The organism is Kosakonia oryziphila (genome assembly GCF_900094795.1).
GTDB classification, from domain to species: domain Bacteria; phylum Pseudomonadota; class Gammaproteobacteria; order Enterobacterales; family Enterobacteriaceae; genus Kosakonia; species Kosakonia oryziphila.
The window spans coordinates 24,971-42,567 of record NZ_FMBC01000024.1; the positions used below are offsets into that span (position 1 = coordinate 24,971).

19 protein-coding genes are annotated in these 17,597 nt (G+C 52.3%); 7 read left to right on the top strand and 12 right to left on the bottom strand.

Annotated features, from left to right (window positions below; genetic code table 11):
- Window positions 1-35: 35 nt before the first annotated feature.
- From sspB to zapE, 5 genes are all read right to left on the bottom strand, one after another.
- Window positions 36-539 carry a ClpXP protease specificity-enhancing factor gene (gene sspB / locus GA0061070_RS12780; RefSeq protein WP_090136501.1) on the bottom strand — a complete coding sequence of 168 codons (504 nt, stop codon included), beginning with the start codon at window positions 537-539 and terminating at the stop codon, window positions 36-38.
- A gap of 4 nt (window positions 540-543) precedes the next feature.
- Window positions 544-1,182: a stringent starvation protein SspA gene (gene sspA / locus GA0061070_RS12785; protein WP_007369885.1), complete on the bottom strand. Its 639-nt coding sequence runs from the start codon at window positions 1,180-1,182 to the stop codon at window positions 544-546.
- A gap of 311 nt (window positions 1,183-1,493) precedes the next feature.
- Window positions 1,494-1,886, bottom strand: coding sequence for a 30S ribosomal protein S9 (gene rpsI / locus GA0061070_RS12795; RefSeq protein ID WP_000829818.1), 393 nt, complete (start codon window positions 1,884-1,886; stop codon window positions 1,494-1,496).
- 15 nt (window positions 1,887-1,901) lie between these two features.
- Window positions 1,902-2,330 (bottom strand): 50S ribosomal protein L13, encoded by a 429-nt coding sequence (gene rplM / locus GA0061070_RS12800; protein ID WP_002437467.1) that lies wholly within the window; start codon window positions 2,328-2,330, stop codon window positions 1,902-1,904.
- A 265-nt stretch (window positions 2,331-2,595) separates the two neighbouring features.
- Entirely contained in the window at window positions 2,596-3,723 is a 1,128-nt protein-coding gene (gene zapE, locus GA0061070_RS12805; RefSeq protein ID WP_090136502.1) for a cell division protein ZapE, read from the bottom strand.
- A gap of 188 nt (window positions 3,724-3,911) precedes the next feature.
- On the opposite strand from zapE, the gene zapG reads away from it, so the two are divergent.
- The 3 genes from zapG to degS all read left to right on the top strand — a co-directional run bounded on the left by zapG (window position 3,912) and on the right by degS (window position 7,010).
- The gene (gene zapG, locus GA0061070_RS12810) at window positions 3,912-4,310 is read left to right on the top strand and encodes a Z-ring associated protein ZapG (RefSeq protein WP_090136503.1); all 399 of its coding nucleotides are present in this window, start codon (window positions 3,912-3,914) and stop codon (window positions 4,308-4,310) included.
- Window positions 4,311-4,481: 171 nt separating this feature from the next.
- On the top strand, window positions 4,482-5,855 hold the full coding sequence (gene degQ / locus GA0061070_RS12815; RefSeq protein WP_090136504.1) for a serine endoprotease DegQ: 1,374 nt from the start codon (window positions 4,482-4,484) through the stop codon (window positions 5,853-5,855).
- Window positions 5,856-5,942: 87 nt separating this feature from the next.
- Entirely contained in the window at window positions 5,943-7,010 is a 1,068-nt protein-coding gene (gene degS / locus GA0061070_RS12820) for an outer membrane-stress sensor serine endopeptidase DegS (protein WP_090136505.1), read from the top strand.
- A 54-nt stretch (window positions 7,011-7,064) separates the two neighbouring features.
- Here degS and mdh read toward each other — a convergent pair whose 3' ends face one another.
- On the bottom strand, window positions 7,065-8,003 hold the full coding sequence (mdh, locus tag GA0061070_RS12825; protein WP_090136506.1) for a malate dehydrogenase: 939 nt from the start codon (window positions 8,001-8,003) through the stop codon (window positions 7,065-7,067).
- Between the two features lie 408 nt (window positions 8,004-8,411).
- On the opposite strand from mdh, the gene argR reads away from it, so the two are divergent.
- The 3 genes from argR to yhcN (GA0061070_RS12840) all read left to right on the top strand — a co-directional run bounded on the left by argR (window position 8,412) and on the right by yhcN (GA0061070_RS12840) (window position 9,886).
- A complete protein-coding gene (gene argR, locus GA0061070_RS12830) occupies window positions 8,412-8,882 on the top strand; it encodes a transcriptional regulator ArgR (protein WP_090136507.1) in 471 nt (156 codons plus the stop codon).
- Between the two features lie 378 nt (window positions 8,883-9,260).
- Entirely contained in the window at window positions 9,261-9,524 is a 264-nt protein-coding gene (gene yhcN, locus GA0061070_RS12835) for a peroxide/acid stress response protein YhcN (protein WP_090136508.1), read from the top strand.
- A gap of 98 nt (window positions 9,525-9,622) precedes the next feature.
- A complete protein-coding gene (yhcN, locus tag GA0061070_RS12840; RefSeq protein ID WP_090136509.1) occupies window positions 9,623-9,886 on the top strand; it encodes a peroxide/acid stress response protein YhcN in 264 nt (87 codons plus the stop codon).
- A 55-nt stretch (window positions 9,887-9,941) separates the two neighbouring features.
- On the opposite strand, the gene GA0061070_RS12845 is transcribed toward yhcN (GA0061070_RS12840), so the two are convergent.
- The 5 genes from GA0061070_RS12845 to aaeX all read right to left on the bottom strand — a co-directional run bounded on the left by GA0061070_RS12845 (window position 9,942) and on the right by aaeX (window position 14,910).
- The gene (locus GA0061070_RS12845) at window positions 9,942-10,211 is read right to left on the bottom strand and encodes a barstar family protein (RefSeq protein ID WP_090136510.1); all 270 of its coding nucleotides are present in this window, start codon (window positions 10,209-10,211) and stop codon (window positions 9,942-9,944) included.
- Window positions 10,212-10,257: 46 nt separating this feature from the next.
- The gene (locus GA0061070_RS12850) at window positions 10,258-11,712 is read right to left on the bottom strand and encodes an NAD-dependent succinate-semialdehyde dehydrogenase (RefSeq protein WP_090136511.1); all 1,455 of its coding nucleotides are present in this window, start codon (window positions 11,710-11,712) and stop codon (window positions 10,258-10,260) included.
- Window positions 11,713-11,793: 81 nt separating this feature from the next.
- Window positions 11,794-13,761 carry a p-hydroxybenzoic acid efflux pump subunit AaeB gene (gene aaeB, locus GA0061070_RS12855; protein WP_090136512.1) on the bottom strand — a complete coding sequence of 656 codons (1,968 nt, stop codon included), beginning with the start codon at window positions 13,759-13,761 and terminating at the stop codon, window positions 11,794-11,796.
- A gap of 5 nt (window positions 13,762-13,766) precedes the next feature.
- On the bottom strand, window positions 13,767-14,699 hold the full coding sequence (gene aaeA, locus GA0061070_RS12860) for a p-hydroxybenzoic acid efflux pump subunit AaeA (RefSeq protein WP_090136534.1): 933 nt from the start codon (window positions 14,697-14,699) through the stop codon (window positions 13,767-13,769).
- A 7-nt stretch (window positions 14,700-14,706) separates the two neighbouring features.
- Window positions 14,707-14,910: a p-hydroxybenzoic acid efflux pump operon protein AaeX gene (gene aaeX, locus GA0061070_RS12865; RefSeq protein ID WP_023480966.1), complete on the bottom strand. Its 204-nt coding sequence runs from the start codon at window positions 14,908-14,910 to the stop codon at window positions 14,707-14,709.
- Window positions 14,911-15,106: 196 nt separating this feature from the next.
- Here aaeX and aaeR point away from each other — a divergent pair, with 196 nt between their 5' ends.
- Window positions 15,107-16,030 (top strand): HTH-type transcriptional activator AaeR, encoded by a 924-nt coding sequence (gene aaeR, locus GA0061070_RS12870; protein WP_090136513.1) that lies wholly within the window; start codon window positions 15,107-15,109, stop codon window positions 16,028-16,030.
- 39 nt (window positions 16,031-16,069) lie between these two features.
- On the opposite strand, the gene tldD is transcribed toward aaeR, so the two are convergent.
- Window positions 16,070-17,515 (bottom strand): metalloprotease TldD, encoded by a 1,446-nt coding sequence (gene tldD, locus GA0061070_RS12875; RefSeq protein ID WP_090136535.1) that lies wholly within the window; start codon window positions 17,513-17,515, stop codon window positions 16,070-16,072.
- Window positions 17,516-17,597: the final 82 nt, after the last annotated feature.

Sequence of the window (17,597 nt, forward strand, 5' to 3'; positions counted from 1 at the left end):
CGGATAGTAAAACAGGGCCATTCGGCCCTGTTTGATTACTTCACTACCCGCAACGATGGGCGTCCACCGCGCGGCGGCGGATCGTCATCAGGGCCGTTGTCCTGATCATCAGCATGATCGGGTTTATCACCGTCGATAACCGACATCACTGTCTCGCCTTCCTGCGCTGAAGTCTCGAGGTCGTCATTCATAATAGCGACGTCTTCATCGTAGGCAGCTTCCGGTTCGAACATGGTTCCCGCGCCGTTTTCACGAGCGTAAATAGCCAGTACAGCCGCCATCGGCACCGCAACCTGACGCGGCACGCCACCGAAGCGCGCATTGAAACGCACCTCGTCGTTCGCCAGCTCCAGGTTACCTACCGCTCGCGGTGCGATGTTTAACACAATTTGACCGTCACGCGCATACTCCATCGGCACGCGAACATCCGGCAACGTCACATCAACAACCAGATGCGGCGTTAGCTGATTATCCAGTAGCCATTCATAGAAGGCCCGCAGCAGATACGGACGGCGTGGAGACAGTTGTGACAAATCCATTCAGTTAACCCCGGCCAAGGCGCATTTCGCGTTCGGCTTCAGTCAGAGAAGCCAGGAAGGAATCACGCTCAAATACGCGTGTCATGTATCCTTTGAGCTCTTTGGCACCTGCGCCGCTCAGCTCGATGCCCAGTACCGGTAAGCGCCACAGCAGCGGTGCGAGGTAGCAGTCAACAAGGCTGAACTCGTCGTTCAGGAAGTAAGGTTTCTGGGTGAACAACGGACCAATTGCCAGCAGCTCTTCACGCAGTTGTTTACGGGCGGCATCGGCCTGCGCGCCGCTGTTGTTCTGGATGATATTCATCAGGGAATACCAGTCCTTTTCAATGCGGTGCATGTACAGGCGGCTTTCACCACGCGCGACCGGGTAAACCGGCATTAGCGGCGGATGAGGGAAACGCTCGTCCAGATATTCCATAATGATGCGTGATTCCCACAGGGTGAGTTCACGATCTACAAGTGTCGGTACGCTTTGATTCGGGTTGAGGTCAATCAGATCCTGAGGAGGATTATCCTTTTCCACGTGCTCAATTTCGAAGCTGACACCTTTTTCGGCCAGCACGATACGGACCTGATGGCTATAGATGTCCACAGGACCAGAAAACAGCGTCATTACCGAACGTTTGTTGGCAGCGACAGCCATGAAAACCTCCAGGTATATTCAAGAATTTACTGCTACCGGACTTACTCGACCGGTCAGATGTGAGTTACCTACCCGCCCGTACTGTCACTTTCGTTCAGGAAGCAAACAAAAAATGAACAATCCCAGCCATTTGGGCAGAAAATTGGATGATAGTTTACCAGATTTTGCGGGGTTTGTGGTGAGGGGATTCCGCAAATACAGAAAAAGACGCAATAAATGATTGATTACTGTGGATAACGTAATTTTTATCCATAAAAAAACCCGGCTTGCACCGGGTTTTTCGCCAATCGTTCTGCCGAAGCAGAAAGCAATTAACGTTTGGAGAACTGCGGACGACGACGTGCTTTGCGCAGACCGACTTTTTTACGTTCAACCTGACGAGCGTCACGAGTGACGAAGCCAGCTTTACGCAGTTCGGAACGCAGAGACTCATCGTACTCCATCAGAGCGCGGGTGATACCGTGACGGATCGCACCTGCCTGACCGGAGATACCACCACCTTTAACGGTGATGTACAGATCCAGTTTTTCAACCATGTCGACCAGTTCCAGCGGCTGACGAACTACCATACGGGCAGTTTCACGACCGAAGTACTGTTCCAGAGAACGCTGGTTGATTACGATTTTACCGTTGCCCGGTTTGATAAACACGCGAGCGGCGGAGCTTTTGCGGCGACCAGTGCCGTAGTATTGATTTTCAGCCATTGCCTATAATCCCGATTAGATGTCAAGAACTTGCGGTTGCTGTGCCGCGTGGTTGTGCTCGTTACCCGCGTAAACTTTCAGTTTACGGTACATAGCACGACCCAGCGGGCCTTTTGGCAGCATGCCTTTAACCGCGATTTCAATCACACGCTCAGGACGGCGGGCAATCATCTCTTCAAAGGTCGCTTCTTTGATACCACCGATGTGGCCGGTGTGGTGGTAGTACATTTTGTCAGAACGTTTGTTGCCGGTTACAGCAACTTTTTCTGCGTTCAGAACGATGATGTAATCACCAGTATCAACGTGCGGAGTGTATTCCGCTTTATGCTTACCGCGCAGGCGACGAGCCAGTTCGGTAGCCAGACGGCCCAGAGTTTTACCGGTCGCGTCAACAACATACCAGTCGCGTTTTACGGTTTCTGGTTTAGCTGTAAAAGTTTTCATTATAAAGCTTACCCAAATAATAAGTTACACGTTGGTGAACACCCAAACGCCTAAATACAAGTGAGGTTCACACGACATTGTCCAGTAAACCTACCCCTTCGGATATGTTTAGCCGGCACACAAGAGTTTCGGGAAAAAAACCTTGTAGTAACGTGGGGTCGCAGGATTATAGAGAAGTCGTGGGCAAAGATCGACCCCTTTTTGTGATTTGGCGTGGCTTTTGTACAAGGCTAATCCCTCTCCCGCCGGAAAAGGGATTTAGCGATTACGGCATATGCGCACGCTTGAGATATTCTTCGCTCTGCATCTCTTGCAGACGGGACAAACAGCGCTGAAATTCAAATTTCAGCCGCTCGCCCTGATAAATCTCATGCAGCGGCGCGGCCGCACTCACCACCAGCTTAACGTGGCGCTCGTAAAACTCATCCACTAAAGCAATAAAGCGTCGAGCTTCGCTCTCCATCAACGGCGTCATTACCGGCACTTCGAACAACATTACGGTATGGAACAAGCGTGAGAGTGCAATGTAATCGTGCTGGCTACGAGCATCGACGCAGAGCGTAACAAACGACACCGCCAGCGTCTGGTTTTCCACGCCCAGCGTCGGCAGCGCACGGTGATTAATCTCCAGCGCTGGCGCATGCTCGCGGTTTACGCCCGCCAGTGCTAACCATAACGCATCCATTTGCCGCGCGGTCTCATTGTTCAGCGGAGTCAGCCATAAGTGCGCCTGGGTTAATGTGCGCAGACGATAATCGACACCTGCATCGACATTCATCACATCGCAAAACTGTTTGATGGCATCGATAGCAGGTAAAAAGCGCGAGCGCTGCAAGCCGTTGCGGTAGAGCTCATCGGGTGGAATATTCGACGTCGCCACCAGCGTAATACCACGGGCGAACAGCGCTTTCATAAGCCCCCCCAGCAGCATGGCGTCGGTAATATCCGAAACGAAAAATTCATCGAAGCACAGCACATCGGTTTCAGCTTTGAAACGATCGGCAACAATTTCCAGCGGATCGCTATGTCCCTGAAGTGAGGTTAGCTCTTCGTGAACGCGCAACATAAAACGGTGAAAGTGCAGACGTTGTTTACGCTCACCCGGCAGGCTCTGATAAAACATGTCCATCAGCCAGGTTTTGCCACGACCAACGCCGCCCCACATATAGAGGCCACGCACCGGAGCACTCTGCCGCGGTTCACATTTTCCCAGCAGTTTGCCGAACTTCGCCAGCAAACCACCGCTTGCCGGTGTGCTATAGTCGCTGCGGGTAATAAGTTCTTGATAGATATGCTCCAGCCGCTGAACGGCTTCTTTTTGCACGTCATCTGGCTGATGGCTTCCCTCGTTGAGAGCGCCGTTATATCGCGATGTCGGGGTAAGGCTTTGCATGGTGTTATTGTTGTTCCTTGAAAATCGATCGCCCCCACAGGGTTGACGAAAAAAAGCCGTTCTACACTACGCGATGATTTGTCAGGATTCCACTTCTACTCCAGAAGCGGTTATAGTGGCACTATCAGGCGCAGGCAAGAAGCTTGCGGCCCACACCCTACGGAATCACAAAATAACGGGAGAAGTACATGACCTGGGAATACGCGCTAATCGGATTGGTTGTCGGCATTATCATTGGTGCCGTGGGTATGCGTTTCGGAAACCGTAAATTGCGCCAGCAACAGGCCTTGCAGTATGAACTGGAAAAGAATAAAGCGGAGCTGGAAGAGTATCGTGAAGAGCTGGTGAGCCATTTTGCTCGCAGCGCGGAACTGCTCGACAATATGGCGCATGATTATCGCCAACTGTATCAGCACATGGCGAAAAGCTCGACCAGCCTGCTGCCGGAAATGTCCGCAGAAGATAATCCGTTCCGCAACCGTCTGGCCGAATCTGAAGCCAGTAACGATCAGGCGCCGGTGCAGATCCCGCGTGATTATTCTGATGGCGCTTCCGGTCTGTTGCGCGGTGGTGCAAGCCGTAAATAATCCGCTCAGTTATCTGATTTTTTCGGGCGCGTTTGCCGCGCCCCTCCCCTTCTTGAGCATCACAGCTATTATTTAGTCATTCACATCATTGTTACCCGGTTGAAATTTCAATAACATCAAACTGTTTTGGGGCGTCATTCCTTTCACTTTAGGTTACGAGAGCCAGCATCAATGAAGAAACCAACCCTGCTGTTGAGTGCATTTGCGTTAAGTGTCGGGTTAACTCTCTCGGCACCGTTTCAGGCGATGGCCGCCATGCCATCACAATTGCCCGGTCAGGGCGCGTTACCAAGCCTTGCGCCCGTGCTGGAAAAGGTATTGCCTGCGGTGGTTAGCGTGCAGGTAGAGGGGACGACGTCACAAGGCCAGAAAGTTCCTGAAGAGCTTAAGAGGTTTTTCGGCGACGATGTGCCGGATCAACCGCAGCAGCCGCAACCTTTTGAAGGGTTGGGTTCCGGCGTGATCATTGATGCCGCGAAAGGCTACGTGTTGACAAATAATCACGTGATCAATCAGGCGCAAAAAATCAGCGTGCAGTTGAACGATGGCCGCGAGTTCGACGCCAAACTGATCGGCGGTGATGATCAGAGCGATATTGCTCTGCTGCAATTACAGAATGCCAGTAACCTGACGCAAATTGCGATTGCCGACTCCGATAAACTGCGCGTCGGCGACTTTGTCATTGCCGTCGGCAACCCGTTCGGCCTTGGGCAGACAGCCACTTCCGGGATTGTTTCCGCACTGGGCCGCAGCGGCCTGAATCTGGAAGGGCTGGAGAACTTTATCCAGACGGATGCCTCCATCAACCGCGGTAACTCCGGCGGTGCGCTGCTTAACCTCAACGGCGAACTTATCGGCATTAACACCGCTATCCTCGCACCAAGCGGCGGTAGTGTGGGGATTGGCTTCGCTATTCCGAGCAATATGGCGCAAACCCTCTCCAGACAATTAATTCAGTTTGGTGAGATCAAACGTGGTCTGTTGGGCATTAAAGGCACGGAAATGAGTGCGGATATCGCTAAGGCCTTTAATCTTAACGTTCAGCGCGGCGCTTTTGTCAGTGAAGTACTGCCTAACTCCGGTTCGGCAAAAGCCGGGATTAAATCCGGTGATGTTATCGTCAGTCTGAATGGTAAGCCGCTGAATAGCTTTGCCGAACTGCGTTCACGTATTGCCACGACGGAGCCAGGCGCGACAGTGAAGCTCGGCCTGCTGCGCGATGGCAAGCCACTGGATGTGGAAGTCACGCTGGATAAAAGCACCTCTTCATCCGCCAGCGCCGATCTGATTTCACCGTCCTTACAGGGTGCAGAACTGAGCGACAGCCAGCTCAAAGACGGCACCAAAGGCATTGCGATAAATAATGTCGAAAAAGGCAGCGCAGCCGCGCAGGCCGGTCTGCATAAAGATGATGTAATCATTGGTATCAACCGTGAGCGCGTTCAGTCAATCGCTGAAATGCGTAAAGTGCTGGAAACGAAACCTTCGATAATGGCGCTGCATATCGTGCGCGGCAATGACAGTATCTATCTGCTGCTGCGATAAATCCCTCACTCTCCGGACATCATCATGTGATGTCCGGAGAACTCATGTTATGCTGCTGCCGTTCTTCCTTTTAGCGATAATCCCATCATGTATGTAAAGCTTTTACGTTCAGTTGCAATCGGTTTGGTTGTGGGTGGCCTGATCATCGTCGCCATGCCTTCGCTGCGCAAAAACATCCCCCTTAGCGCTCCCCAGCTTGAAAGCGCTGACGAAACGCCAGCCAGCTATAACCCGGCAGTACGACGCGCAGCGCCCGCTGTGGTCAACGTCTATAACCGCAGCCTGAATAGCTCCACTCATGATCACCTGGAGATCCGTACGCTTGGTTCCGGCGTGATTATGGATCAGCGTGGCTACATCATTACCAACAAGCACGTTATCAATGATGCGGACCAGATTATCGTTGCCCTGCAGGATGGCAGGGTGTTTGAAGCATTGCTGGTTGGTTCGGATTCTCTGACCGACTTAGCGGTGCTGAAGATCAACGCGACCGGCGGTCTGCCGGTGATCCCCATCAACACAAAACGTACTCCGCATATCGGCGATGTGGTGCTGGCAATCGGTAACCCATACAACCTTGGTCAAACGACAACGCAGGGGATTATCAGCGCTACCGGGCGTATCGGTCTGAACCCGAGCGGGCGGCAGAACTTTTTACAGACCGATGCCTCTATCAACCATGGGAACTCCGGCGGCGCGCTGGTCAACTCGCTGGGCGAACTGATGGGCATTAACACGTTGTCGTTTGATAAGAGCAACGACGGCGGAACACCGGAAGGCATCGGTTTTGCCATCCCTTTCCAGTTGGCCACCAAGATTATGGATAAGCTGATCCGCGATGGTCGGGTGATCCGGGGTTACATTGGTATCGGCGGGCGAGAAATTGCGCCTCTGCATTCGCAAGGCGGAGGTATCGACCCGATTCAGGGGATCGTAGTTAACGAAGTTTCGCCTGGCGGTCCTGCCGCGCGTGCCGGGATTCAGGTGAATGACGTCATCACCTCCGTCAATGGTAAAGCTGCCGTTTCCGCGCTTGAAACTATGGATCAGGTCGCCGAGATCCGCCCGGGGTCCGTCATTCCGGTTGAAGTGATGCGCGACGATAAGAAGCTGACTCTGCAAGTCACCATCGAAGAGTATCCGGCAACTAACTGATTGCCATAAAAAACCGGAGCGCAGTCTCCGGTTTTTTATGGTAGCAATAACACGTTAGCGGTTAACGAAATCCACGCCCAGTTGAATATCTTTTTTCAGCGTGTCCAGCATACCTTCAAGCGACTGCTGCTCATAAGCGCTAAGCTTGCCGATAGCATGACGCTCTTCAATGCCGTTTTTCCCCAACAGCAGCGGCTGTGAGAAGAAGCGCGCATATTCACCATCGCCTTCAACATAGGCGCATTCAACTATGCCTTTCTCGCCTTGCATTGCGCGAACCAGCGACAAACCAAAGCGCGCAGCAGCCTGCCCCATTGAGAGCGTAGCCGAACCACCACCCGCCTTCGCTTCCACCACTTCAGTTCCGGCATTCTGAATGCGTTTTGTCAGTTCTGCGACTTCTTGCTCGCTAAAGCTGACACCCACTACCTGCGACAGCAGCGGCAGAATGGTTACACCGGAATGTCCACCAATCACCGACACTTCGATATCGCTCGGTGATTTATGTTTCAGTTCGGCAACAAAGGTATTGGAACGAATAATGTCCAGCGTGGTGACACCAAACAGTTTGTTCTTGTCGTAGACACCCGCTTTCTTCAGCACTTCCGCCGCAATGGCGACGGTGGTATTAACCGGGTTAGTAATGATGCCAATACAGGCTTTCGGCGCGGTTTTTGCCACCTGGGTGACCAAATTTTTCACAATGCCCGCGTTGACGTTAAACAGATCGGAACGATCCATACCCGGTTTACGCGCCACGCCAGCGGAAATCAGTACGACGTCAGCACCTTCCAGCGCAGGAGTTGCATCATCGCCGGAGAAACCTTTAATGCTAACATCAGTGGGAATATGGCTGAGATCAACAGCAACACCTGGGGTTACAGGAGCAATATCATAGAGAGAGAGTTCTGAACCAGAAGGCAGTTGTGTTTTCAGTAGTAGGGCTAGCGCCTGACCGATACCGCCGGCTGCGCCGAGGACTGCGACTTTCATCATAAACTCCTTATTATGGTTAGCTAAATATTTTGTTACTCCGTTGCGGCGACCTTAATTCACCCTGATAATTATGGCAATGCATGCGCAGAAATTCTGCGGCACGCTCTTACTTTAAGATCTTATAAGAAGATGAATACGTCGTCAGATCGGCAAGCTAAGCAACTAACACTGAGAGTCTATAATATAGCTGCTATATTCACCAAAATAACATCAACTTTATAACATTAAATTTACTTTTTAATGTTATTTGCGACGTAAGACACATGTGCCTGTCCTTCAGCGCAGTTTTTGATAAACTCCGCGCCTTTCAGCAACATTTGAAAATTTCCAACGCGAGATTATTTGCATAAAAATTCATTAATATGCATAATAATGTTGTTTTCATGGCCATATTACGGGTGACTTATGCGAGGCTCGGCAAAACAAGAAGAATTAGTTAAAGCGTTTAAAGCGCTTCTTAAAGAAGAGAAATTCAGTTCTCAGGGAGAAATTGTCCAGGCTTTACAAGATGAAGGCTTCGACAACATCAATCAGTCTAAAGTCTCCCGCATGCTGACTAAATTCGGTGCGGTGCGTACGCGCAACGCAAAAATGGAGATGGTCTACTGTCTGCCGATTGAACTGGGCGTCCCGACCACCTCCAGTCCGCTGAAGAACCTGGTGCTGGATATCGACTACAACGATGCCGTTGTGATGATTCACACCAGCCCGGGCGCAGCGCAGCTTATCGCGCGCCTGCTGGATTCCCTGGGTAAAGCGGAAGGCATCCTCGGCACCATTGCCGGCGACGATACGATTTTTACCATCCCGGCCAGAGGCTTCACCGTTAAAGACCTCTACGAAGCGATCCTCGTTTTGTTCGAACAAGAACTCTGATATCACTTTTCCCCCGCCTCGATTGCGGGGGAATCTTCTGACTCTCCCCCTTCGCTCGCGACTTTTCACTCACATTAATTTAACCGTTAGTGCGATTCTCTGTTTCAAAATGCCGGTGTAGTGAATGCCATCGCACAAAAAATCAAATTCAAATATCTATATGATTTTCTTAGATATCACTAATTATTTTTCAATCATCCTCAGGATTTTTATGCGTTTTAGTTATAAAAAATGATTTCAATAAGCCATAATTACCATAGAAACAATTAGCATGATATTAATTTTTTCAGTGACTAGTGTATACTTGATTTTGTGATGAGGGTCACGAAACAAGACCCCAATGAATTGAAGTTAAAGAATACGACGAGGTTAAGAATCATGAATATCAAATCAACTGTTGCAACGCTTAGCATTCTCTCAGCACTGTCATTTGGCGCTTTTGCTGCAGATTCCATCAGCGCAGACCAGGCGCAATCACGCCAGTCTCTGGGCACCGTATCCATAGGAGCTGTCGCCTCCTCGCCAATGGATATGCGTGCTGAGCTGAACAAAAAAGCGGAAGAGCAAGGCGCTTCTTCTTATCGCATTATCGAAGCGCGTACCGGGGACAACTGGCACGCAACAGCCGAGCTGTACAAATAAGTTTTACCGATAACCCTATGTCATCACTCAACGGTGCCAGGCACAAAAATAGCAGTTCAATCCTCCCTGCCGTTGAGACTCTCTTAAGGAGACAAACTATGAAACGCAATCTACTCATCGCATCCCTTGGCCTTGCATCCCTGATCTCTTTCGGCGCAAGCGCTGCAACGATGGTTAACAGCGAACAAGCAAGCAACCTGCAACCTATGGGCAGTGTGTCGGTTTCACAGGTTGCTGGTGTACCAATGGATATTCGCCAGGAACTCTCCGCGAAAGCTGACCAGGCGGGCGCCAGCAGCTATCGCATCGTTGAAGCACGTACGGGCGATCACACCCACGTCACGGCGGAACTGTATAAATAAACCCTCGTCGTCTAGTCCGACGACTTGCCCCTGCCTGTCAGGGGCTTTTTTTGGTTCAGCGCACATTAAAACGCAGCTCGCCTTCCAGCTCCTCTTCTGCTTCATCAAACAACAAGATCAATGCGCCAAAACGGCGGCGCTGTTGCTCCGGCAGATGAACAAACTCAATCTCCAGCGGTAAAGGTAATGTTCCCGCCATCACCGCATCCCACAATGAATCAAGATCGTGAATTTTGTCGCTTCCTAGCTCGAACTGGCGCGAGAAATCCCGGTAGAACGCGCCCTGATCATCGATGTTTTTAAAATCGAAAGTGTAGGTATTCATTGTTTCCGCCACCAGCCCAACAGGGCGGCATCTGCCGCCCGCCGCGTTATAATCCGCCGAGATGCAGGGTTTTCACCTCAAGAAACTCCTCCAGCCCCAGCACCGACCCTTCACGACCCAGCCCCGACTCTTTCACTCCGCCGAACGGCCCCAGTTCGGTGGATACCGCGCACTCGTTAATACCGATCATTCCGCTCTCGATGGCCTGCGAAACACGGAACACACGAGACAAGTTTTGCGTATAGAAGTAAGCTGCCAGTCCAAACGGTGTCGCATTCGCGCGCTGGACAACTTCTTCCTCACTGGTAAAGCGGAAACAGGCTGCCACCGGGCCAAATGTCTCTTCCTGTGCCAGTTTCATGCCATCGCTACAATCGCCCAGTACAGTTGGTTGCCAGAAGTTACCGCCAAGACTGTGTGCTTTACCGCCAGCCAACACTTTAGCGCCTTTGGCCACAGCATCTTCCACATGTTCACGCACTTTTTCAATGGCGGCAGGCTCGATCAATGGCCCCACCACGACTCCCTCTTCCAGACCATTTCCCACTTTCAATGCGCTTACCGCCGTACTCAACTTTTGCGTAAAAGTGTCATAGACAGACTCATGAATATAGAAGCGGTTTACGCTGACACAGACCTGGCCGGCATTGCGGAATTTGTTAGCAATCGCCCCCTGCACTGCCGCATCAATGTCGGCATCTTCAAAAACGATATACGGCGCGTTGCCTCCTAGTTCCATCGACACTTTTTTCATGGTTTCGGCGGCATTGCGGACCAGCGTTTTCCCTACCGCAGTCGAGCCGGTGAAAGAGATCTTACGCACTTCGTGGCTGGCCATAATCGCATCGCTGATTTCTGCCGTGTTACCGGCAACCGCATTGAGCACACCATCCGGTACGCCCGCTTTCTTCGCCAGTGCCAACAAGGCAAACGCACTAAGCGGGGTATTGTTCGCCGGTTTGATAATACCGGTACACCCTGCCGCCAGCGCTGGTCCCAGCTTGCGGGTTAACATCGCCATCGGGAAGTTCCACGGCGTGATAGCCGCCACCACACCTACCGGTTCCCGGGTTGCCAGAATGCGCGAACCCGGCTTGATCGGCGGGATAATTTCACCGTTGGCACGTTTTGCCTGTTCGGCAAACCACTGAATAAAGCTGGCGGCATACTCGACTTCCCCCTCAGCTTCTTTCAATGGTTTCCCCTGTTCGGTGGTCATTAAGCGCCCTAGCCAGCTTTTATTCTCAATGATCAATTCATACCAGCGATAGAGGATGACGGAACGCTCTTTCGCGGTTTTCGCCCGCCAACCAGCAAAAGCCCGACTCGCCGCAGCAATGGCATCCTCGGTCTCTTTTTTACCTGCTTTAGCGACGCTGGCGATGATTTCACCGGTGGCCGGATTCAGAACGTCAAATGTGGTGTCCAGCGATTTCCAGACACCATCCACCAGATAGCCTGTCTGAAAAAGTGGGCTGTCCTGCAATACCTGCGTTGTCATTTGTTCTCCCGATCGGTGTGTTATCTGCTCCCACAAAGTATAGCCATAAAAAAACCGACGCTTTTTAGCATCGGTCTCTGTTTAGTTGCTGGTCAGCGCATGCTGATATTTGTGGAGCATCCCGGTTAATCGTTGTACCGGCTCGGTCACCTGCGGCGGCGCATCCCAGATGCGCAGTTTCTCCTGGTAGATATCCAGCTCTTCCAGCAGTCGCATAAAATAACGCAGTCGTTTGTTATCCGATCCGGCCGAAATCACTTGCGACGCGGTACGGCGTAATTGGCGATGAAAAGCGGAAAGATCATCGTTGATCGGCACCGGCGCATCGCGCAGACGCTGGTGGGCAATAATCAACGTTAGTGCCAGACGAAACTTCGCCACATCGCCGGGGAATTTGTTCAGTAGTAAAAACAGTTGCTGGTACAGCGCAGGCAGGTGGTTCTCTTTACGTCGCGCCGTATTGGTGGTCATTGCCGATACCGCCGCCGAAACAAATTGATTCAACAACGTACGCCCGGTGCGCGCCTGCGAGTTATCCCGTACCAGAAGCAAAACCACCATAGCCAGCACCACGCCCACTAACTGGCCGAGCGCATTGTCGAGAAACTGGCTGAATTTAAAGGTCATTGGGTTATCAAGCACCAGAATGTTGATGGTACCCGCCAGCGTCGCCATCGAACCCAGACGGCGCTTCTGTACCTCAATGCCGATGAAAAAGGCCAGCACAGCCAGACTGATACAGAGCAGCAGCATGCTTTGTTGCGTCGAGGGAATAATCACCAGATAGAATAATGCGCCAATCGGTAGAGCCCACAGCATGCCGTAGATAAAGTCTTTTGCCACCATTTTCGGATTCGGCAGACGCATCGCCAGCGAGGTAACGACAGCAATCATTACCATTGATCCACTGCCGGATGTCCAGCCGGTCCATAGCCAGAAAAGCGTGCCCAGCATGCACGATAAGGTGGTGCGCCAGAAGTTAACCATTGCATGGTGACGTTCGGCAGACTCCGGTTTTACCACCTCCTCACCCTGCAGAACCTCTTCTTCAACTGCACTGATTTTAGCATTACCGATGACACCGCGTTTCAGCAGCAGGTAGCGCGTCGCCGCCCCCAGCCAACTGTAGATGGTTACCGGCGTATCACGCTCACCGGTCCAGGCCAGCACCCGGCGCATGCGTTTCAATTGCTTATGCACATCCTGCGCATTGTTGACAGGATCCGCGAACAGTTCCCGGAAGGTATCCGTAACCAGTTCCGGACGCGTATTCTGAATAATGTAGGTTTCGCAAGCCTGAGTAATCAACGTCAATGACAGCGTGTTGATTACTTTTAACCGTCGGTTAGCACGCCCCCAGCGGGAGGATTCAATCTTCAGGTTGCTGCGCATGCCTTCCAGCGCGGTGGTACGGCGCACCAGCGCAGCCCACGCTTGATCGACCTCTTCGCTATCGCCGTGCTTGATGCACAATTGCATCAGTTGATAGTGTGCCACCAGCAGAGCGTCCAGCTCACGGTCAATCTCACGTTTGATCGAGCGTGGGGAAAACAGAAGATCGGCAACAATGGCGCAGAGGATCCCGACGACAATTTCGCTACAACGCTCCACGGCATATTGCGGCGCCAGCAGCGGTTCGGTCTGAATGGTAACGACGATGATTAACGCAGTATATCCTGCCAGCCCCCAGGCATAGGAGTTTTCAACACGTACCAGCGAGGAGAGCCAAGTACAAAAACCGGCCCAGATACAGCACACCATCAGCATTAACAGCGGTGTGCGGATCAAGACAATGATGATCGCCAGACCAGCAATACAGCCGATAAACGTCCCGACAATACGCAGCATCCCGCGGTAACGGATAGCGCCGGAATAGGGCTCGCCACCAGCCGCAAACGCCGGACCAGCCGCAACGATCGCGGCGGTCAGCACCGCCCAACGGGGTGTTTCAAGCTGAAAGTGAAAACCAACAAACAGCGCCAGCACCACGGCAAAGGCCAGCTTGACGGCAAAGCGCAAATGCTGGCTGGCTATAGACAACAGCCCCATAGCGATTACCCCAACTCACGCAGACGGTGGGCCATTTTACGGAAGAAGGAATCCTTGCTCTCGTCACGATCGGTTTTCCCGGTCACGACAACGGTCGCGGTAGTGCCTGCAGGCCAAAGATTTCCCTGCTGTTTATCGAGGCGAATACGTACCGGTACGCGCTGGGCCAGACGAACCCATTCCAGGTTAGAATCGATAGTCGCCATCCCTTTACTATCGTTGCTGCTGCTGGAGTTGGTGACACCGGCGGCAATACTGTCCACCGTGCCTTTCAGCACCATGTTACTGCCGAGCGGCGTGATCTCTGCCCGGTAACCAGGACGAACGCCTTCGAGTTTGGTCTCTTCCATATAAGCCAGAATATAGAAGGAGTGCTGTTTCACCAACGCCACAGCGGTTGAACCGCGGGTAATAAACTCACCAGCGTAAACATTCAGGTTGGTCACCCAACCGTCAGCTGGCGCACGAATGATTGTACGCTCCAGATCAAGTTTCGCCAGGTCGCGGGCCGCTTGCGCTTTCGCAAGCTGATGCATCGCCGTTTGCAGTATGTTATTCGCCTGGTCGATCTCTTCGCGCGACATTGCCTGTACCCCTAACTGGTTACGACGCCCAGCCTCACGGCGCTTCTCGTTGACCAGCGCCTCGTAATAAGCAACATCCGCTTCATCCTCTGCCAGCGCTTTCTGGTAGCGCGGCTGATCGATGGTGAACAGTACTTGTCCCTCTTTTACCAGTTGGTTGTCATGCACATTGACCGATGTCACCAGCCCGGTGACATCTGGCGCAATGGCAACCACATCCGCGCTGAAGCGCGCATCGCGCGTCCAGGGAGATTCGGTGTAATAGACCCAGGCGCGGAAAATTGCGATGAACGCCAGGATAACCATAACGACCGTAATAGCGGTACGGGAGATATTTCTTGTTAGTGTTTTCACTTCGACCTCAAACAAACAGACGCGACAGCAGGTAAAACAAGCAGCAGTACAACGCTGTATTAAATAAAGCGGGATGCCAGACGAAATCATAGATTCCGGTGGGGATCAGCATCCGTCGTACCAGCCAGAAAATCGCCAGTGACAAAATCAATTCAAAAAAAATCGGAGGGAACGACAAACCGAACACCACGATTACGGGAAACAGACTCATGTTGACCTTGATTCGAGAACAAGCAGGTGAAATCGTTTTTACGTCACCGCAGGAATAGGACAGGAGTGCCAGGGCGAGAGTGACGTGAATATTCTTAAGAGTGACGTGAATATTCTTAAGAGATAGTATATTAACGTAACTGTTATGCTGTTATCTATATTGTGTGATCTAAATCACTTTTAAGTAAGAATGAATAATGGAACGACTAAAACGCATGTCGGTGTTTGCCAGGGTAGTGGAATTAGGTTCCTTTACCGCCACCGCCCGACAGCTGGAAATGAGCGTTTCGTCCATCAGTCAGACGGTGGCGAAGCTGGAAGATGAATTACAGGTCAAGCTGCTAAACCGCAGCACACGCAGCCTGGGGCTAACCGAAGCCGGAAAAATTTACTATCAGGGATGTCGTCGCATGTTGCATGAAGTACAGGACGTCCATGAGCAACTTTACGCTTTCAACAACACACCGATTGGCACACTGCGCATTGGTAGTTCTTCAACCATGGCGCAAAATGTGCTGGCAAAAATGACGGCAGAGATGCTAAAAGAGCATCCTGGGTTGACCGTCAACCTGGTAACCGGCATCCCGGCGCCGGATTTGATCGCCGACGGACTGGACGTGGTGATCCGCGTCGGCGCACTGCAAGATTCCAGCCTCTTCTCCTGCCGCCTTGGCGTGATGCCAATGGTGCTCTGCGCGGCGAAAAAATATCTTGCCCAATATGGCGTGCCGGAAAAACCAACCGACCTGGCAAATCATTCGTGGCTAGAATACAGCGTTCGCCCGGATAATGAGTTTGAACTGATCGCGCCGGAAGGGATCTCAACGCGGCTGATCCCACAAGGACGGTTTGTCACCAACGATCCGATGACGCTGACTCGCTGGCTGACCGTCGGTGCCGGACTGGCTTATGTCCCGCTGATGTGGGTGATCGATGAGATCAACAGCGGCCAGTTGGAGATCCTGCTGCCGCGCTATCAGTCCGATCCGCGCCCGGTTTATGCGCTATATACGCAAAAGGATAAGCTCCCGCTGAAAGTGCAGGTCTGTATTAACTATATGACGGAATATTTTATTGAAGTGGCGAAGGTGTATCAGGGAATGCAGGGACGTAGCGCTTGAGCGGATAACCCTCTCCCCGCAGGAAGAGGGTTGTAACGATTAAGCCGTACCACCTACCGTCAGATTATCCACTTTCAGCGTCGGTTGACCCACGCCAACTGGCAGGCTTTGTCCCTCTTTGCCGCATACGCCAACGCCGTTATCCAGCCTCAGATCGTTACCGACCATCGAGATCTGCTGCATGGCTTCGATCCCGGAGCCAATCAGGGTTGCTCCTTTCACCGCTTTAGTCACTTTACCTTTCTCAATCAGGTACGCTTCCGAAGTGGAGAAGACAAACTTGCCGGAGGTAATATCCACCTGACCGCCGCCGAAGTTTGGCGCGTAGATCCCGTAATCAACGGACTCGATAATCTCCTGCGGCGTCGATTTACCGGCGAGCATATAAGTGTTGGTCATGCGCGGCATCGGCAGATGAGCATAAGATTCACGGCGGCCATTGCCGGTCGGTTTCATGCCCATCAAACGTGCGTTCATCTTGTCCTGCATGTAACCTTTCAGCACGCCATTTTCGATCAGCACATTGTACTGCCCTGGCGTGCCTTCATCGTCAATCGCCACCGATCCGCGACGATCGACAATCGTGCCATCATCGACCACCGTACACAGATCTGAAGCTACCAGTTGGCCCATCTGCCCGCTGAATACCGACGTCCCGCGACGGTTGAAATCACCTTCCAGACCGTGACCGACCGCTTCGTGCAACAGCACGCCCGGCCAGCCCGCGCCCAGCACCACTGGCAGCGTGCCCGCAGGCGCCGCAACAGCAGACAAGTTCACCAGCGCCATGCGCACGGCCTCTTTCGCCCACGCATCCGCACGCACATCGCCATCAACGTCTTGCAGAAACCAATCATAACCGAAACGACCACCTCCACCGCTGGAACCTCGCTCGCGTTTACCATCGTCTTCTACCTGCACACTCACCGAGAGACGCACCAGCGGACGCACATCGGCGGCCAGCGTACCGTCGGTCGCCGCGACAAGAATCAATTCATAAACGCCGGTCAGGCTGGCAGTCACTTCCTGCACGCGCTTGTCAGCCGCGCGCGCCACTTTATCCACGCGGCGCAGAATATCCAGCTTCTCTTCGCGGCTCATACTTTGCAGCGGATCAACGCTAGTATAAAGCGCCGTATGTTCCACCGCGCCCAGCGTCTTCACTTTGCCGTCGCCGTCTTCACGCACAATGGTACGCGCGGCCTGTGCGCTCTGCTCCAGCGCCAGCAGACTTATCTGGTCGGCATAGGCGAAACCGGTTTTCTCACCGCTCACAGCGCGAACACCTACGCCCTGATCGATATTGTAAGAACCATCTTTAATGATACTGTCTTCTAAAACCCAGGATTCGTGATAGCTCGACTGGAAATAGAGATCGCCATAATCAAGACGACGTGCGGTCAATTGACCGAGAATGGCAAACAGATCCTGATGACTCAGGCCATTCGCTGCCAGCAGTTGTTCACTCACCAGATTAAGACTCATCATTTTTTACTCATCGTTGCCGCCACATCGGGCAATAAAAAAAGCGATACAAGGAGCTTGAGGCAATTCGCTGATGCCGTCA

Coding starts and splice junctions, on each gene's coding strand:
- rplM (WP_002437467.1), bottom strand. CDS start 2,330: ATGAAAACTTTTACAGCTAAACCAGAAACCGTAAAACGCGACTGGTAT.
- argR (WP_090136507.1), top strand. CDS start 8,412: ATGCGAGGCTCGGCAAAACAAGAAGAATTAGTTAAAGCGTTTAAAGCG.
- aaeR (WP_090136513.1), top strand. CDS start 15,107: ATGGAACGACTAAAACGCATGTCGGTGTTTGCCAGGGTAGTGGAATTA.
- aaeB (WP_090136512.1), bottom strand. CDS start 13,761: ATGGGGCTGTTGTCTATAGCCAGCCAGCATTTGCGCTTTGCCGTCAAG.
- GA0061070_RS12845 (WP_090136510.1), bottom strand. CDS start 10,211: ATGAATACCTACACTTTCGATTTTAAAAACATCGATGATCAGGGCGCG.
- aaeX (WP_023480966.1), bottom strand. CDS start 14,910: ATGAGTCTGTTTCCCGTAATCGTGGTGTTCGGTTTGTCGTTCCCTCCG.
- zapE (WP_090136502.1), bottom strand. CDS start 3,723: ATGCAAAGCCTTACCCCGACATCGCGATATAACGGCGCTCTCAACGAG.
- tldD (WP_090136535.1), bottom strand. CDS start 17,515: ATGAGTCTTAATCTGGTGAGTGAACAACTGCTGGCAGCGAATGGCCTG.
- sspA (WP_007369885.1), bottom strand. CDS start 1,182: ATGGCTGTCGCTGCCAACAAACGTTCGGTAATGACGCTGTTTTCTGGT.
- rpsI (WP_000829818.1), bottom strand. CDS start 1,886: ATGGCTGAAAATCAATACTACGGCACTGGTCGCCGCAAAAGCTCCGCC.
- degS (WP_090136505.1), top strand. CDS start 5,943: ATGTATGTAAAGCTTTTACGTTCAGTTGCAATCGGTTTGGTTGTGGGT.
- yhcN (WP_090136509.1), top strand. CDS start 9,623: ATGAAACGCAATCTACTCATCGCATCCCTTGGCCTTGCATCCCTGATC.
- mdh (WP_090136506.1), bottom strand. CDS start 8,003: ATGAAAGTCGCAGTCCTCGGCGCAGCCGGCGGTATCGGTCAGGCGCTA.
- sspB (WP_090136501.1), bottom strand. CDS start 539: ATGGATTTGTCACAACTGTCTCCACGCCGTCCGTATCTGCTGCGGGCC.
- zapG (WP_090136503.1), top strand. CDS start 3,912: ATGACCTGGGAATACGCGCTAATCGGATTGGTTGTCGGCATTATCATT.
- yhcN (WP_090136508.1), top strand. CDS start 9,261: ATGAATATCAAATCAACTGTTGCAACGCTTAGCATTCTCTCAGCACTG.
- GA0061070_RS12850 (WP_090136511.1), bottom strand. CDS start 11,712: ATGACAACGCAGGTATTGCAGGACAGCCCACTTTTTCAGACAGGCTAT.
- degQ (WP_090136504.1), top strand. CDS start 4,482: ATGAAGAAACCAACCCTGCTGTTGAGTGCATTTGCGTTAAGTGTCGGG.